This is a genomic window from Vibrio sp. VB16, from assembly GCF_015594925.2.
In the GTDB taxonomy this organism is placed as follows: domain Bacteria; phylum Pseudomonadota; class Gammaproteobacteria; order Enterobacterales; family Vibrionaceae; genus Vibrio.
Map to the genome: position 1 here is coordinate 2,124,941 of NZ_CP087590.1, position 15,889 is coordinate 2,140,829.

14 protein-coding genes are annotated in these 15,889 nt (G+C 42.5%); 10 read left to right on the forward strand and 4 right to left on the reverse strand.

Translation table 11 applies throughout. The features are described 5' to 3' along the window. Nucleotides 1–37: 37 nt before the first annotated feature. Nucleotides 38–916: a LysR family transcriptional regulator gene (locus IUZ65_RS09690; protein WP_195703537.1), complete on the forward strand. Its 879-nt coding sequence runs from the start codon at nucleotides 38–40 to the stop codon at nucleotides 914–916. Between the two features lie 132 nt (nucleotides 917–1,048). On the opposite strand, the gene IUZ65_RS09695 is transcribed toward IUZ65_RS09690, so the two are convergent. Beyond that, complete coding sequence (locus tag IUZ65_RS09695) at nucleotides 1,049–1,903, reverse strand: LysR family transcriptional regulator (protein WP_195703538.1); 855 nt, start codon at nucleotides 1,901–1,903, stop codon at nucleotides 1,049–1,051. A 101-nt stretch (nucleotides 1,904–2,004) separates the two neighbouring features. Here IUZ65_RS09695 and IUZ65_RS09700 point away from each other — a divergent pair, with 101 nt between their 5' ends. Together IUZ65_RS09700 and IUZ65_RS09705 are read left to right on the forward strand one after the other, a co-directional pair. Then, a complete protein-coding gene (locus IUZ65_RS09700; protein ID WP_195703539.1) occupies nucleotides 2,005–2,370 on the forward strand; it encodes a DUF1330 domain-containing protein in 366 nt (121 codons plus the stop codon). Between the two features lie 249 nt (nucleotides 2,371–2,619). Then, nucleotides 2,620–3,153 (forward strand): GNAT family N-acetyltransferase, encoded by a 534-nt coding sequence (locus IUZ65_RS09705; protein WP_229638029.1) that lies wholly within the window; start codon nucleotides 2,620–2,622, stop codon nucleotides 3,151–3,153. A gap of 252 nt (nucleotides 3,154–3,405) precedes the next feature. Here IUZ65_RS09705 and IUZ65_RS09710 read toward each other — a convergent pair whose 3' ends face one another. Beyond that, on the reverse strand, nucleotides 3,406–3,771 hold the full coding sequence (locus tag IUZ65_RS09710) for a hypothetical protein (RefSeq protein WP_195703540.1): 366 nt from the start codon (nucleotides 3,769–3,771) through the stop codon (nucleotides 3,406–3,408). 558 nt (nucleotides 3,772–4,329) lie between these two features. Here IUZ65_RS09710 and IUZ65_RS09715 point away from each other — a divergent pair. The 6 genes from IUZ65_RS09715 (at nucleotide 4,330) to IUZ65_RS09740 (ending at nucleotide 11,729) form a co-directional block, all read left to right on the forward strand. Continuing rightward, nucleotides 4,330–4,896 carry a fimbrial protein gene (locus IUZ65_RS09715; protein ID WP_195703541.1) on the forward strand — a complete coding sequence of 189 codons (567 nt, stop codon included), beginning with the start codon at nucleotides 4,330–4,332 and terminating at the stop codon, nucleotides 4,894–4,896. A gap of 72 nt (nucleotides 4,897–4,968) precedes the next feature. Then, nucleotides 4,969–5,688: a fimbrial biogenesis chaperone gene (locus tag IUZ65_RS09720; RefSeq protein WP_195703542.1), complete on the forward strand. Its 720-nt coding sequence runs from the start codon at nucleotides 4,969–4,971 to the stop codon at nucleotides 5,686–5,688. A 115-nt stretch (nucleotides 5,689–5,803) separates the two neighbouring features. Next, nucleotides 5,804–8,284 carry a fimbria/pilus outer membrane usher protein gene (locus tag IUZ65_RS09725; protein WP_231363581.1) on the forward strand — a complete coding sequence of 827 codons (2,481 nt, stop codon included), beginning with the start codon at nucleotides 5,804–5,806 and terminating at the stop codon, nucleotides 8,282–8,284. Between the two features lie 2 nt (nucleotides 8,285–8,286). Beyond that, nucleotides 8,287–9,447, forward strand: a complete 1,161-nt coding sequence (locus IUZ65_RS09730) for an OmpA family protein (RefSeq protein ID WP_195703544.1) — start codon at nucleotides 8,287–8,289, stop codon at nucleotides 9,445–9,447. 104 nt (nucleotides 9,448–9,551) lie between these two features. Continuing rightward, complete coding sequence (locus IUZ65_RS09735; RefSeq protein ID WP_195703545.1) at nucleotides 9,552–10,619, forward strand: fimbrial protein; 1,068 nt, start codon at nucleotides 9,552–9,554, stop codon at nucleotides 10,617–10,619. Nucleotides 10,620–10,655: 36 nt separating this feature from the next. Continuing rightward, entirely contained in the window at nucleotides 10,656–11,729 is a 1,074-nt protein-coding gene (locus IUZ65_RS09740) for a fimbrial protein (protein WP_195703546.1), read from the forward strand. Between the two features lie 260 nt (nucleotides 11,730–11,989). Here IUZ65_RS09740 and IUZ65_RS09745 read toward each other — a convergent pair whose 3' ends face one another. Then, the gene (locus IUZ65_RS09745) at nucleotides 11,990–12,607 is read right to left on the reverse strand and encodes a hypothetical protein (protein WP_195703547.1); all 618 of its coding nucleotides are present in this window, start codon (nucleotides 12,605–12,607) and stop codon (nucleotides 11,990–11,992) included. A gap of 764 nt (nucleotides 12,608–13,371) precedes the next feature. Here IUZ65_RS09745 and IUZ65_RS09750 point away from each other — a divergent pair. Continuing rightward, on the forward strand, nucleotides 13,372–14,424 hold the full coding sequence (locus IUZ65_RS09750) for a fimbrial protein (protein ID WP_195703548.1): 1,053 nt from the start codon (nucleotides 13,372–13,374) through the stop codon (nucleotides 14,422–14,424). Nucleotides 14,425–14,547: 123 nt separating this feature from the next. On the opposite strand, the gene IUZ65_RS09755 is transcribed toward IUZ65_RS09750, so the two are convergent. After that, a complete protein-coding gene (locus IUZ65_RS09755; RefSeq protein ID WP_443083709.1) occupies nucleotides 14,548–15,819 on the reverse strand; it encodes a carbohydrate porin in 1,272 nt (423 codons plus the stop codon). Nucleotides 15,820–15,889: the final 70 nt, after the last annotated feature.

The window sequence follows — 15,889 nt, forward strand, 5'->3', positions numbered from 1 at the left end:
AAAAATTACTTATGGTTACGTTATGAAACTGGATCAATTGAGAGTTTTGCAGGCGGTCGTTGAGACTGGATCGGTGAAAGCAGCATCTGAAAAGCTTTACAAGACTCAACCGGCTATAAGCTTGGCCATCAAAGCCTTAGAAACGCAAACGGGAGCAGAACTGTTTGACCGATCTGGCTATCGCCTTGTATTGACTCCGATTGGAAAGAGGATCTACACGCAGTCACTTCGGGTAATCTCTGAAGTCAATGATCTTAAATTGCTTGCAAGGCATTACGGGCTAGGGAATGAAGAGAAAATTACGATTTCAAAGGATGAACTATTTGATATTTCAGCCTTAGTGCCCTGCTTACAAGTGATCCAATCCGAGTTCCCAGAGACAAGAATCTCTTTTTGTAGTGAGATATTATCGGGTACTGCTGAGGTCGTAGAGAACGGTACTGCTGACATTGGAATAGCTCCACTTCCTATTACGTTTATGGAAGAAAAGGAGTTGGAATATCTTCCCCTTACAAAAATAGAGTTAGTGAATGTGGCTTCCCCGAAGTTCCTGAGACCTGATTTAAATATCAAGGACATCAGAAAACTGCGTAGTTTTCATCAAATTTTAGTCAGTGATTCAGGAAGCCAGAAAGGGGAATTTGATCGGGATATGGGCGTCCAGAAAGGACAGAGAGTCTGGTACGTTGAAGATATCCATTTGAAGAAAGAGCTACTGCTGGCCGGCCTTGGCTGGGGGCGATTACCACGACACCTAATTGAACATGAGATGGCAGAAGGAACGCTGAAAGAGATATCTTTTGAATTTACCCGAGCCCCTTTTAAATTGGATGTCTTTGCATTCCGCTCTTCATCGTTATCATTAGGGCCTGTAGCCTCTCGTCTATGGCGTGAGTTACGGAAGGTAACCTTTTAGATAATCCTACCATCTGGTGAGCACATGTGGCTCAGCCAAAGAATGACGAAAACGAATCATCTCATAGAGGCCTGATAAAATACTCAAACCAAATGATTATCATGTTAACGCCCATAACTATCGCTGTTATTGCTAGACTGAAATAGCAGACGACATCTCACGTTGTAAGAACTGCATTAACGTATTGACCCTATGTAAGCGCCGTTGTTCCGGCAAGCAAACAAGCCATGTCCGCAGTTCGCTCTCAACTTTGAAATTCGGAATGATGGTGAGACGCGAATCCTCGATACCTAAACTATTTGGGAGAAGGCCCACACCAACACCTTGGGTTATATATTCACGCATTAAAACATAGCCGTCTACAGACATGACGACTTCAGCGTCGGGCAAATGAGCACGTACCTCCGGCCCCATATCGTCAAATCCGGCAAGGCTGATGTAGCGGGTAAGATCTACCGGCTTATCGGCGCTGTGGAATAGGCAGTGGAATATTGGGCCAAAGTCATAAGCCGTGGTTCCCTGTGGTACACGAGCTGCAACGCGGATAGCCACATCAGTTTCAAATTGTTTTAGCGATTTCAGTGTGTCTGTGGCGGAAACCTCCAATAAAATGCCGGGGTTATCGCGTTGGAACCGGGCCAGAGGTTCCGCCATGGTGATGCTGAAGTGCGGCGGCAAGGACAGATGAACCTTGCCAAGATAGTGGCGTTCATTGGCCAGAGATTGGTCAAAAACTGCAAGTTCTTGCTGTGCTCGTTCGACAGCCGCAGCCGCTTTTCGCCCTAAGGACGTCAGCTCAAACTTCCCATCAATCCGATCAAAAAGTTTTCGTCCTACTTTCAGTTCCATGGCTTCTATACGCCGGGAAATCGTCGTTCTGTCTACCGACAATTTCTTAGCGGCACCGCTGATTGTTTTTTCTTCAGCTAATGCCAGCAAGATGGGCATCTCGGCCCACGGAATACCTTTGTGTGCAATTTTGCCCATGGTAGTGCAATAACCCTCATTTAAATGCAGATTCATAGCATATAAATTATAGAGCATCTAAGCAATCGCATTCTTGCGAACCAATAATAAGAGGACAACATATGAAATCCATGATTCTTAGTGCCATAATTGCCATCGCTTTTCCAATTATGGCAATGGCAGAGCCAGCCTACTATATCTTTCAGCTACAAATTGATGATAGAGATGCCTATATGAAAGATTACGTTTCCCGCGTTATGCCGACCATAATGGAACATAAGGGGAAACTTCTTGTAGCCAGCCCTGACCCACAAGTTGTCGAGGGAAAATGGACAGGAAACCAAGCCGTGATTATTGAGTTCGAAAGCCGCAAAGCTGCTGAAGCCTGGTATTCATCCTCAGAATATAAGGCTATACGTCCATATCGTTTAAAAGCCGCAAGTACAAACAACAGCATTCTCGTCGATAAGTTTGTTTTTCCGAAATAGAACGAATGAAAACAACGGAGTCAGGTCTTGCATTTTACTCTGATGCTTTTTACATACATTTGTTAATCTTATAAAGGAGAGCTAGCCCGTGGTGTCTAGCTCACTTTTGTCCAAAAATGTGCCAGCGCGGTTATCGCTAGCACGTTTCTGCCCCAAAACGTTTTATCCGAACGCTCACATTGACTTAGAAATCATAATGTTCGAAAGTGTAGAACTGAGTTCAGTCAAACTACAAAATAAGAGAGTCGAATGAGCATAGCTATAGGTACAGAGCGGTTGAGTATGAAACAGTTATCTAGCAATGATTGGTCTTTGTTTCTTGACCTTCAAACGGACTCTGATGTGATAGCTTTGTGTTTCGACAAACCAAGTGAAGCCGAGGTTAGAGACAGGTTTGAATCAAGATTACCAAAATGGGAAGCGAATTCTGAGCATTGGTTATGCTTGACTATCATTGAAAATAAAACAGGACAGAAGGTTGGAGTAACAGGCTTTAACATATCCGATGGCGTGGCTGAGGTTGGCTACTTAATATTACCCACTTTTCATGGTAATGGCTTTGGAACAGAATCGCTTGAAGCTTTATTGGATTGGTCGAAGGAGTTTAGTGAAATATCAAGCTATCAAGCTACAGTTACCCGAGGAAATATCGCGTCAGAAAGGGTGTTAGAGAAGTGTAGGTTCAGTTTGTCAAAAATTGCCAAAGACGCTTATGAGATTCGTGGCGAACTGTATGACGACCATATCTACACACTAGATCGAACAATTGTAGTGAATAAGTAAAATTGGTTTCCAAATTTTTATTTGCAATACAATAAAGATATCTGAAGGGTAGATTTCGTTCCAAACCGCTAAGAAACTTTTGTCCAGAAATGTGTTTCAGACTTTAATGGCAGCACTAAGAAAAAACCAAACAACAGAATGCGGCTTAGACAAATAAAAAGTTCTAGTCTTTGTTGCCCAACGACAAAGATCGTTTCTGGCTTGTTTAATACCCAGATAAGATGTCGGCTACGCGGCATCTATCCTTATTTGTTAGGCAGCAGCTGCACCAGTGAACATCCTATAACCAAACATAAACAATGAAATCGCCCAAAAACCATATCCCATTAGAAACATTGGAGTAGACTTATACATTGACTTTAAACCCAATAAGTTACTATTTATTTCTTCTAGTTCGTGCAACCTAGCTTTTTTCGCATCTCCTTCTAAAGCTGATGTTTCAATATCAGCACGTATGTCTTTTAGCATTTTTACGAAAGTTGTATCATGTTTTTTATCTTTTAATACTTTAGAATAAAAGAATATTAGTACTAATATTAACGCTATCATTTGAATATAAATTTGATCTTTAAGATCTTCAATTCTTGCTATAAATTCTCGTCTAATCTCATCAGACATCTTAGTATTTCTCTTTGCATTCCAATAAATTGCATAACGCCGCATTAAGATTGGGCTTGGCACTAATTAAAAAATACAGTCTTTTGACATATATCCGGCGTCTCCAAAACTAAAAGGATATGCACCTTTAATGAAGTAATACAAACCCACCAAGCCTCCCTCAGTGCCTGTTCTTTTAGCTCTTAAGTCACTGGTTTTCATTTCAATGATAAGACAACAATTGAAATAAAATGTCATCCGCTATGATTAACCGCCGTTGAATACAAGTATCCTATCCATTCAACTAACCCTCTTAAAATAAATCAAACCCGTTTTTCATCATTAAAATAACTGGCGATATTCATTGATTATCTTTATTAATCATATAGTTATACATTGTTAGCATATCTTGCATAATTTATATTTAGCCTGCTATCCCCGTGCTGATGATTCAAATATAGACTTCATCTGGTCAAGCGTTTTGTATGAACGCTTCATTACATAAAAGTTTATTTTGGTTAATTAATTTTTTAATTAAAACAACCATCTATTCATCATTACAAACATATAGGCATATCTATGAATAAAATACTTCCTCTCGTCAGCATCATTGCTTTACCTATGGTTACGCTACACGCGCAAGCGAACTCCGGCACCATCAGCTTCTCTGGCATGGTCACTGACTCTACCTGTACCGTTGAGGTCGATGGAAAAGGCTCAAATGCAACAATTCTCTTACCTACTGTGTCAAAAACAGTATTGTCTGCCATTGATGCTACCGCGGGTAAAACTGGTTTTAACATCGTAATGAAAGATTGTACGTTGGGCGGCACTCCGGCAGACACACAAGTGTCCACCTATTTTGAAGCCGGACCTACCGTTGACATCAACACAGGCTTGTTAATCAATACCATTGGCACCGGTGCAGCGACTAACGTTGCTTTACAACTTCTTGACGGTACAAATGACAAAAAAATTGAGATTGGTAGAGAATCGCAAACCGCTGAAAACTCCTACGCGACAGTAGCAGGCACTCCTGCCGCTACAGCCACCTTACCATACGCGGTTCAATATATTGCTACAACAGGTGCAGCAACTGCGGGTACGGTAACAAGTTCAGTCACTTATAACGTAATGTATAAGTAATCCCCTATAGCAATTACGCGATGGAGGGGTTAAACCTGCCATCGCCTTTCGGGCTTCTAGTGTAGGTATCTAATGTCATTTTTCCGCTTTCTTTTATTGTTAATAATTTCAGCATCTGGCTTGGGGGCATACTCCGTTCAGGCTAGCGTCATCATTAATAACACCCGCGTCGTTTATCTTGATACTGAAAAGGAAGTATCCGTCAAACTCAGTAATAACGGCAATAACCCTGTTTTGGTTCAAAGCTGGATAGATGATGGTAATCCAGAACAAAATCCTTCCACAATAAAAGTCCCATTTATATTAACACCACCAATCAATCGGTTAAATGCCGATAAAAGTCAAACACTGAGAATTTTTTATACCGGCGAGCCACTATCCACAACCGAAGAAACGGTGTTTTGGTTGAACGTGTTGGAAGTACCAGCAAAAAATAGCGAATTAGAAGACGAGAACACGCTTCAGTTGGCATTTAGGTCGAGAATAAAACTCTTTTTCCGACCGAACAACTTAAAAGATCATGCTAACGATGCGGGTAAAGAACTCGTCTGGAGCGTAACACCAACAGGGCTAAAAGCCACGAATCTTACGCCTTATCACGTTTCTCTGTCAAAGGTGAGTATCACCATAAAAGACAAATCCTATTATTCAGAATCTAAGATGATTAGCCCAAACAGCTTCCAGGAATTTAGCTTTGTTGAATTGGCATCCATCCCATTGAACTCGAAAGTGAATATAGATTATATCAACGACTTCGGCGCAACGATAAACGTTGAAAACACGGTTCAGTAATACCCCCATTTACGATTGTCTATTTTTGCACTAGATGTGCTAACTTTGATGAGGTTGAATTTTGAAAACCCAATTAAAATCAGTTAATAAACCTTGTTGTTTAACTTGCGCGTCAATGCTAGGTTTATTCCTACACTCTTTGTTTTTTTGTTCGTACACGCTGGCCTCGGAAGCCGTCGAGTTTGACTCCTCTTTTCTAAAAGTGAGCGATACAAGTGCAATCAATCTTGAGTATTTTTCGAAAGGCTCCACTGCGCTGCCCGGTAATTACTACACATCGATTTACATCAATGAAACCTACGTTGCAAGCGAAAACCTTTCCATAATAAAGACCGACGAAGGGACGTCAACCCAGCCGTGTTTAACGCTTTCTATCCTTGATTTGATTGATTTTGAGCATACTCGTCTTCCCAGCGAGTTTGTTTCCGCCCTCAACAACGCGGGCACTGGTTCGTGTATTGACCTTGAAGCATTCATTCCAAACTCAAACGTTGTTTTCGATAGTAGCGAATATCACCTCAAGCTTCAGATCCCTCAAGCATACATAAAACGAATCGCCCGCGGTTCGGTTAATCCAGAATTATGGGATGAAGGTATTCCTGCGGCATTATTAACCTACAATATAAACGCTTATAACAACGACAACAGTGACCCATCCGTTTCTGCACAGTTCCATACGGGCTTTAATTTAGGGGCTTGGTATTTCCGCCAAAACAGCGCTCTGGGATGGACAGAAGATACCGGCACTGATTTTTCAATACAGAATAGCTACTTAGAGCGCGCTATTCCAAGTTGGAACAGTCGCATATTATTAGGTCAAACCAATACACAAGGGCAGTTTTTCGATTCTGTTCCTTTTACCGGTATCCAGTTTAATACAGACACGCGGATGTTACCGGCTTCTCAGCGTGGGTATGCACCAGAAATTCGTGGGGTAGCACAATCTACAGCCCGAGTCACCGTAAAGCAAGACGATAACATTATATATGAAACGACGGTGAGCCCCGGTGAGTTTCTAATCAACGACTTATACCCAACGGGGTATGGCGGCAATCTTTCCGTCACCGTCACTGAGGCCGATGGATCTCAACAAAACTTCCTTGTACCGTATGCTGCAATGGTACAACTAATTCGCCCTGGCGCTCAACATTACTCCGCCGTGATTGGCCAATACCGAAATGACAGTTTACTCACCCAACCTGCGCTATTTGAAGGTACCTATCAGCGTGGCCTAACCAACTCATTTACCGGTTATACGGGAGTTCAAGCCAACCAAGATTACCTTGCTTTGCAAGTTGGGGCGGCTGTTGGTACCTCGTTAGGTGCTTTTTCGGCTGATTTTTCGCAATCTTATACTCGTTTGTTAAACGGCTATAGCGATCAGAAAGGTCAAAGCTATCAAGCGAGGTACAGCAAGAACTTCACCGAAACGGACAGTGACATCACCATCGCCGCCTATCGATTTTCGACCGAAGGGTATATGGACTATCAAACGGCAATGAGAACGCGAGATGCCATTCAAAGAGGGTCAAGTACGAACAATGTCTATCGCTCTAAAAATCGATTCAGCCTTACGGGTCGTCAGGAACTGCCTAACGATTGGGGTCAATTCTACATCAGCGGGTCGTTGGAAAACTACTGGGGTCAAGACGACTACTTAAACCAGTATCAAGCCGGTTATAGCAACATTTATGATGATATTTCATGGGGTTTAAGCGCCAGTCGGAACGATGACGCGCTAGGTAAAACCCAGACCAACTTTTCTTTAAATGCGTCGTTCTCGTTTGGCGCCACTGATATTCACCGCCCACGCGTGAACCTGCGTTTGACCAGCAATAACGATGGTGATGAAAGCCAGCAAGTAAGCATTAGTGATAGCGTGGGTGAAGACAACCAATTAAATTACAACCTTTCGTCTACGCGCGCCAATCATGGTGGCGGAACACAGACAGATGTGAACCTAGGTTACACAAGTTCGGTTAGCTCACTGAATGCGAATGCCAGTTTTGGCAAGCATTTTAACAGCCAAAGCATCGGTATGTCTGGTTCGCTGGTGGCGCATGCCGGAGGTATTACCGCGTCGCCACATATTGGCAGTACCTATGCGTTAATCGAAGCAAAAGGGGCCGAAGGCGCATCAGTATCTGGCTACAACGGTATCAAAATTAACAGTGACGGCTACGCGTTAACGGCCCACTTGAATCCTTATTCCATGAATGAAATTGATATCAACCCCAAAGGGGCCTCGCAAAATGTTGAGTTCATCAACACTTCGCAAAGAACCGCCCCCTACTCTAACGCTGTTGTATTAATGAAATACAAAACAAAAATGGGTATTCCACTGTTATTCAATAGCACGAATAGCAACAAAACAGTGCCATTTGGCGCGTCAGTTTCTAATGCACAAGGCAATACCGTTGGTCATGTAGGCCAAGGTGGTCAAATATACGCTCGTGTTTCTGAAGCCCATGGCGCGCTGGTTGTTTCATGGGGTGAAGACACCACCAAACAGTGTGAAATCGTTTATTCACTGACACCAGAACAGACGAAAGCCACACGTATACAAAAAATAGACACCGATTGCAAAGGGCAATAAAGATGAACGAATGGATAAATGTTTCGTCAACTAAAAAGATGATGACTAACTTAATCACGGCAAAATCAACACGTACTATCCCGCTGTGTTTTTTGTTTTCGGCCACCACTTACGCTCAAGAAGACGTAGAACAACAAGAGCTTACCCAACTCAGCGGTGTTTCACATTGGGGCACGAATGAGGCGGGTTCCGGCTCACTCGTGTATCCGCACCTTTTCGTTGGGGCAAAAACAGGGGTTCAGCTCTCCACATTGGAAGACACCAGCGAAGAAATAGCTTTCGGTGCCTTAGCAGGCATGCAGTATACCGAGCACTGGAGCTGGGATATTGGGTATCAATATCATGGTAATTCAGAAACGCCCATAAGATCGAACGAAATCAGCCTCTTTGATACCGCCATTCGTTACGATTGGTATGTCACTCAAGATGTAAGTGTTTACGGTAAACTTGGTGCTGCCTATTGGCGTATCAACGTCAATGAAGGATATAAAGGATCCGTCGATGAAAATGGCGTTTCTCCCTTGGCTGAAATTGGCCTTAATTATCGTTTAACACCCAATGTGTATTTAAATGCCGGTTATCAATACATAGATGAGGTTGGCGGCGACTGGTCTGGCCGCTATGACAGTAGAACATTGATGGCGGGAGTTTCTTACCACTTTAAAGGCCAGCCAAAGCCAGTTGCACAACCTGCGACACCGATTACTCCAGCCAGAATAACCGTAACGCCAAAGACAGAGATTGCACCAGACATCACACCCGCACTGGAACCTCAAATCGTCACCACCCTCTTTGAAACCACCGTTTTGGCCAATGTCGCGTTTACCTTTAATAGCGATGAATTTACCGAGCACCCATCAATAACCTCCAAAATAGACCAATTTGTTGATCTATTGAACCAACACACTCACGCGCAAGGGGTGATTGTTGGCCACACAGACTCCATAGGTACCGAACAATACAATAAGCTATTGTCTGAAAGACGGGCGCGGTCTGTACTGCGTGCAGTGGTACAAAAAGGGGCCGACGTAGATAGGTTGCGTATCGATGCAAGAGGAGAATCGCACCCCATAGCCACCAATTCAAATGCCAGTGGTCGAGTAAAAAATCGCCGCGTTGAACTGATTATTCTGTCTTTCAGCTATGAAAAAGAAAAACAATAAAATTGGCTTATCTCATCGGAACAAAAACCGTTCCGTTAAGGCACACGAATAAGCGCCTTTCTCGTTATTTTTCTTTATAAATTGAGTGTATTTACGGAGTTCCGATGTTATTTCCTCACCTAAAACTGATTATTTTTTTTGCTTTAATGAGCTTTCATTTTAACGCTTATTCTTGTTATTCCGTGGGTGGAGCCATCGACTTCTATTCGCTTAACCCAATACTTAAAGACATTGATGGCGCATCTGTTGCCAGCAGTGAAGAGTTCCCAATTAGGCCGCCTGCGTGGAACTGGACCCCCCAAAGGACTAAAACTGTGTCAGTAAAAGGTTGTGATTTTAAGTCTACGTTCATGTCTACCTTCACGCTTAGAGATAGTCTACCAGTTGCTGTGGGACGTATTAATTTGAATGATGTTTTCCCGACTGAGTATGACAACATTGGTTATATGATCAGATCAAGAGTGTTGATTGATAGCAAGAGTTGGAAGCCTTTAGAAGAGGTTGAGTTTAGCAGTCAACGAGTAAATGTTCCTATTGGCTATGTGCCCGACGATTACCAATTCAAGAACGAAATATTTGAATTCGCAATAGAATTCGTGGTCACAGGCCCACTCCGAGTAGGAACCTATACACTACGACCACAAACCGTGGGGTCGCTAATAATAGTGGATGGCACCGAAATCACCGATACGCGCCGAGGTCGAGTGGACATCGGCTATGACGCTTTTACGTTCAATGTTACTGGTTCTACGTGTGATATAGAAGCAAGTAGTAAAATGCAAACCGTTCAGTTACCGTCGGTGGCATCAAATAGCTTTAAAGGCCTAGGAACCACCGCTGGTGAGACCTGGTTTACGATGGACTTAGATTGCCCCGAAAACATCAGCATTTATGCCTCGATGATAGACTCAAATGCACCTTATGAGGCTAAAAACTTTCTCTCACTCGACGCCAGTTCCACGGCGGCAGGGGTTGGTATTCAGGTTCTTGCCAACAACGGAGACACACTAGTTCAATATGGCGGCGTAGACCAATGGCCTATCACCGGGTCGAACGGCCGCCCTAAAACCAAACATTCTATCCCGTTTATCGCTCGATATGTACAAACAGAAGCCAAGGTAACCCCCGGTAGCCTCAGTGCTCAATCCGTTATCTCATTTTTTTATGAATAAAAACCAATAACATACTAGAAAAAACAAGGGTAACTCATGCAAATGAAGATTAGATTGTCACATCTAAAATGGATACTAAGCCTTGGGGCTATGGCCGTTCACTGTAATACTTATGCTACTACTACTTCGTGTGTACCCGTTCCATCGTCTATGACTATGGCACCTATTTCTCTCGCTGATATTTCAGTCAAAGATATTAATTCAGCAATTGACGGCAGGGCATGGGGGTGGATGGGTAAGAGGACATTTTCGATGGGCGTGAAACTTTGTATATATCAAAACAAAAAGATGACGGTCTTTTCCAATCGCGTAAAAGGAACCCCAAAAAGAGTGAGTAGGATTAATCTCAATAACGTTTATCCTACTAACAATGAGAATATTGGCTACATGATAAGATCACAAGGACCATTAAGTGAAGGACGTTGGGAGATATTTGAAAACAACCCGAAACTCTACGAGCGATATATGAATTACGACCCCAACAATAAATTCCACACTGGTCCGGTTGCAGATTTTACGGTAATGATTGAATTCGTCGCCCTAAAGTCTTTGAGCCCTGGAACCTACACTATAACACAGCAAACGGTGGGCAAGATATTCACTGTCGATGGCTACAAAGTCGGTGATCCACACAGGGGACAAATGAGAATTCTCTCCCCCGGATTTACATTCAATGTCATTAGCTCCACTTGCGATATAGAAGCCAATAGCAAAGTGCAAACCGTTAAGTTACCCATGGTGACGTCAAATAACTTTAAAGGCCCCGGAACCACCACTGGCGAGACTAGGTTTACCATGGACTTAGATTGCCCACAAAACATCAGCATTTCTGCCTCGATGATAGACTCAAATTCACTCAATAATACTAACGACTTTCTCTCACTCGACACCAGTTCCACGGCGGCAGGGGTTGGTATTCAGATTCTTGCCAACAACAGCGACAAACCAGTTCAATATGGCGCAGACCAAAAATGGTATATCACTGGGACGAGCAGCAGCCCTGAAACCAAATATTCTATCCCGTTTATCGCTCGATATGTACAAACGAAAGCCAAGGTAACCCCCGGTAGCCTCAGTGCTCAATCCGTCATCTCATTTTATTATGAATAAAAGTCCGTAGCCAGTGCAACGCTAACTAACATAGGATGCCTACGATTGCTAACGGATACGACACGCTCGTTGATATACTAGGCATCACTAGGCATCACTAGGCATCACTAGGCATCACTAGGCATCACTAGGCATTGTTGTGTTATTTAGTATCAACGCGCAATCTGTTATAACGTTTTCGTATCCATAATGCTTGTACACTCTCATGGAGGTACAAACCAACCGCAGTTACAGGTGGTATCACCTGTTTATGGTACATACTAGCGCATTGGATGGCGTCGTACCCAACCGGTACAGGCACATTTAGCTTTTAGCCTTTTGAGTGCCGCCTGAGCTTTTTCCTTAGCCAGAGTTGAGGATAATGCATAATAAACACTCCCTACCTTAACGACGGAAACCTCGTCCGTTGTGCATGGAATATCCTCTAGGTTTGGCGATGTTTTTCCAGCGTAAAACTGTATGACGTAGTTATTTTCAGGCACATCACTTGCAGCTTGAACGGTTTTCTCGTTTTGCCGAGTCGAGTCTTCAAAAAATTCGCTATTCACTTTGTCGCAATTAGTTTTATTCGCTTGAAAATCAACCTCAACCCCCTCCCCTACTATTCGTACTTCTTGCCCAGGGCTCCGCTTACACTCGTTGTAAAAAGCCAACATTGAGAAATGCAGAATATTGCACTCTTTATTTACCTTAAACGTGGTTAAATCTTGAGCTTGAGTTGTGTTTACTTGGCAACTTCTTGTATCCAATACATGCCCACCATCACTACTCAACATAACCAATAGTTGTTCAAAGCTGACCTGAGTATTGTCGGCCAACACTGGACAAGAAACGACAAAACAGGTTGTCATGAGTCCAAACCAAATTGGGATTCTCAATTCATATCTCCTGACCGTTATCTGGAAACCCTTATTATGCCTGAAAACATGATATTCACATTAGCATTGCTAACCTAAAAATATAATGAAAATGTAATGGGGACACACACCTAAAAAAATGTAATGGGGACACACACCATAAAAAACAGAATAAACAAATTCCCAAATGTAATGGGGACACACACCATTAAAAACAGAATAAACAAATTCCCCAACGTCAAAATGTGATTAAGCAGCCATACAGACCAATCTGAACGAGGTATAGAGATATCAATACAGTGAATAGCGCTAAATGCTTTGATACGAGTTTCTATCTACCTTCTTCTATGTTCATCGCTTTTAGTCGAGAATTTATCATTCTTTATTAGCAAAACAAAATAAGCTATTGAAAACCTATGTTATTTTTCATAAGACGCCTGTCCTATACAATCGCACCCCATAAACCACCAATACAAATACCAGTGGTAGAGTAAAAAATCACCACGTCGAACGGATTATTCTGTCTTTCAACTATGAATAAAAAGAAAAACAATAAAATTGGCTTATCTCACCGGAACAAAAACCGTTCCGTTAAGGCACACGAACAAGCGCCTATCTCGTGATATAAATGAAAACGCTAACGAAATTGGGTACTGGCTTCGTCAGATATTTCGTATTTTCAATAACAATGATAATCGTCGCGATAAAATAAGTGCCTTTCAATATTTTAAACCAGCCATTCTCGTTATTTTCTTTTATAAATTGAGTGCATTTACGGAGTTCCGATGTTATTCCCTCACCTAAAACTGTTTGTTTTTTTTGCTTTAATGAGCTTTCATTTTAACGCTTATTCTTGTTATGGCGTAGGCGGAACCATCGGTTCCCATTCGATTAACCCAATACTTGAAAGCATTGATGGCGCAGGTGTTACCAGCATTGCTACCTTCCCAATTAGGCAACCTGCGTGGAACTGGACCCCAGAAGGGAATAAAGCTGTGTCAATGAATGAGTGCTGGTTTGAAACGACGAACATGACTTCCTTCACGCTTAGAGATAGTCTACCAGTTGCTGTGGGACGTATTAATTTGAATGATATTTACCCAACTGAGTATGCCAACATTGGTTATATGATCAGATCAAGAGTGGTGGGTGGCGAACTATGGGGTTGGAGGCCTTTCGAAGATGAACGAATTCGCAAACAACAAACTGTTACTAGAGGCCATGTGACCAGTAGTGAACAATTTCAATTCGCAATAGAATTCGTGATCACAGGCCCACTCCGAGTGGGAACCTATACACTACGACCACAAACCGTAGGGTCGCTAATAATAGTGGATGGCACCGAAATCACCGATACGCGCCGAGGTCGAGTGGACATCGGCTATGACGCTTTTACGTTCAATGTTACTGGTTCTACTTGTGATATAGAAGCAAGTAGTAGAATGCAAACCGTTCAGTTACCGACGGTGGCGTCAAATAGCTTTAAAGGCGCAGGAACCACCGCCGGCGATACCTGGTTTACGATGGACTTAGATTGTCCCGAAAAAATCAGCATTTATGCCTCGATGATAGACTCAAATACACCTTATGATACCAAAAGCTTTCTCTCACTCGACGCTAGTTCCACGGCGGCAGGGGTTGGTATTCAGATTCTTGCCAACAACGGTGACACACCAGTTCAATATGGCGGCGTAGACCAATGGTATATCACCGGGTCGAACAGCCACCCTGAAACCAAATATTCTATCCCGTTTATCGCTCGATATGTACAAACGGAAGCCAAGGTAACCCCCGGTAGCCTTAGTGCTCAATCCGTCATCTCATTTTTTTATGAATAAAGACCAATAACACACTAGGTAGAGTAGAAGTAACTCATACGAATGAAGATTAGGTTGTCACACCTCAAATGGATATTGAATGATTAAAAGAGAATCGTTTGGCTTTTTGTAGACACTTAATAACTACAAAATGAGACGTAATCTTACTCCAGCAACCCATGTATTATCTTCATTCGAAAAAGCAGGGTCGTTAATATATTGAAGATGAGGGGTAAACTCAGTAAATTCGTTTAACGTAATCTTGTAATAAATTTCTGATGAAAATTGTGAATTGCTGGTATCGACAACGTTATTCATTTCTTTCATTACGTTTGAAAAATCGTTGTTTACTTCGCTCCAATTTATAGCAAAACCAAGATTATCCTTTTCTCCACCAAGGCCAAAATACCCGATACCTGTTGTAATTGATCTTTCGTAAAGCGCCACGTCACCTTCAGAAAACCCGCCTCGAATAAATGGCATGATTTGTGGTGTCGCCATAAAGCTAGCGGAGAAGTTAACGCCTTGGCCACTCTCACCGTTGACTAAGCTATGTTGAGTCCCTTCGTCTAAATGCCAAAACGTGATATGGATATTGTCCGTATAAATTTGATCTTTTGACGTTGTCCAACCAAGCTCAAATGATGTAAATAATTTATGATCATTAAATAGAGTATCGAAACCATCAGCTGGATCATCGGATTGACCTTGTCCATCTGCAAGACCAGCTATGGTGTAGATATTATCGGTTATCATATGACCAGCAGCTAAGCCTAAAATACCATCGTCGGGTAAACCTATCGCACCCGCACCAGTACTGAACGCTAAATTGGTAAATCCGTTCCAAGGGCTGGCTAAGGCGTATACATCAACATAATCCGTTGTATCTAAATACCCAATCATGAAGGAAGTATTACCATTATTTAATTTTTGCTTCCAATACAAGTTGGTTAAGCGAGCGCCTTGATCACTATAAGTTGGGCCTATCATGCCTCCATAACCAATGCCGTTCCCTTTACCAGTAAAATTACCCTGAAAGGAGAGCTCTTTTGGGGACATATCTGAGTAGGCGTGCCTATGTTCCACCTTCCAAACAATACCGCCAACATCACTGGGCTCTAAACCTGTCAAGTTCCAAGCGCCATAAAATCGAGCGACACCAGATGAAGCGGTGTTTACTCCACCAATAACAGGGTCGGTTGCGTTGAGTGCGAGTAGCTGATAATCAAGACCAAATGATAAGCTGTGCTCTTGCAAAAGGTTTTCACGCCAACTCCTTTTGATTCGAGTATTTTCCGATATGGTATTGTCTACAGAGTCTGGGCTTGTGAAATTTGCATTCGCCATTATTGAAAAAGAGCAAAACGCAGCGATGGTACCTAAACCTAATGAAAAAGAGGGATATCTTGTCTTCACATCATGCTCCTTGATGCTATTTCTATGTGTTTTGCTTTCTATAAATAGGGTCATAGTTTTTCAGTTGCTT